1 protein-coding gene and 1 pseudogene are annotated in these 1248 nt (G+C 66.0%); one reads left to right on the top strand and one right to left on the bottom strand.

Annotation, left to right across the window (positions count from 1 at the left end):
- Positions 1 to 491, bottom strand: a pseudogene (locus EOA86_RS35175) (hypothetical protein); the annotation flags it as partial.
- A 151-nt stretch (positions 492 to 642) separates the two neighbouring features.
- Between EOA86_RS35175 and EOA86_RS35170 the strand changes: the two are divergent.
- Positions 643 to 1248: SIS domain-containing protein (locus EOA86_RS35170; protein WP_128345684.1), on the top strand; the 606-nt coding region annotated here is incomplete at its 3' end.

Below are 1248 nucleotides of genomic sequence, written 5' to 3'. Positions count from 1 at the left end.
GTTTCGCCGGTGTCCGTGTCATCCGTCGTGGCTGCAGTCGCCGGGGTGGCTTGTGTCTCGGCGGCTTCGTCTTGATCGGCCGCCCCTTGCGTTGCGCTCGATGGCCGGCGCGGCGGGACGGGAGCGGGGGTGTCCGCAAACGCGTCGTCGGTGGCCTCCGGCGGATCAAAAATGCTGCCGGTGGCGGATGCCATGTCGTCGTCCTGTACGGCGCCCGGGCTGGCCGGCTGATAGGTGGGTGCCGGCGCAGTGCTCTGGGTGGTTGCGCCGGCCTGCGCCGTCTGATCCTCGGCGCTGGCCATGCTCAATTGCCTGGTCTTGCGCTGCTGATCGTCCAGAATTGCCGATTCTGAAACCTCGCCGCGCAGCTCGGTTACCTGGGCATAGGGCTGCGCAGGCCGCAGCAAGGCGAAGACGCTGGTCGCCAGCAGCAAGGCGCAGACCGCTTTGCCGTTTCGTCTTCTTTTCTTTTCAGGCTGGGCCCCGGACATCGCCACCACTGCTTGCGCGGCGCACGCGCGCCATACTTACCGAACCGTAAATGGGGATGGTTAACGGAGGGTTGAGGCAGCGGTGGATCAGGCCTCGCTGGATGGCAATTCCGTTGGACAGGCGCGCGGCAAAGCGCTAATCGCATCAGCCATGCATGCGAGATCCCCAGACAAGAAGCGGCTCGATGGGCAAGCTTCGATCGCCTCGGCGCTTAGAACGGTAGCGACTGAGCAGGCCGGTGTCGCGGCGCTGGCGGCCGCGCTCGAAAACGGATTGACCGAACCGTTCGCGCACGCCGTCGACATGGTGTCGCAAATCGAGGGCCGCGTCATCGTCACCGGCGTCGGCAAGAGCGGCCACATCGGCTCAAAGATCGCCGCAACGCTCGCGTCGACCGGCACGCCGGCTTTCTTCGTCCATCCTGCCGAGGCCAATCATGGCGACCTCGGCATGATCGCCAAGGACGATGCCATCATCGCCATGTCGTGGTCGGGCGAGAGCCGCGAGCTCAAGGGCATCATCGCCTATTCCAGGCGCTTCTCGATTCCGCTGATCGCGGTCACTGCCGGAGAGCGATCGGCGCTGGCGCGTGCTGCCGATGTGGTGCTCCTGCTGCCGCGTGCGCCGGAAGCCTGCCCGCACGGCCTGGCACCGACGACATCGACGCTGCTGCAACTGGTGATCGGCGATGCGCTGGCCATCGCGTTGCTCGAAGCGCGCGGCTTCACGCCGGATCATTTCCGCACCTTCCATCCC

The organism is Mesorhizobium sp. M5C.F.Ca.IN.020.32.2.1 (assembly GCF_004023105.1).
GTDB classification, from domain to species: domain Bacteria; phylum Pseudomonadota; class Alphaproteobacteria; order Rhizobiales; family Rhizobiaceae; genus Mesorhizobium; species Mesorhizobium wenxiniae.
The sequence above is the reverse complement of the archived record's forward strand: the minus strand, read 5'-3'. Positions and strand labels throughout refer to the sequence as shown.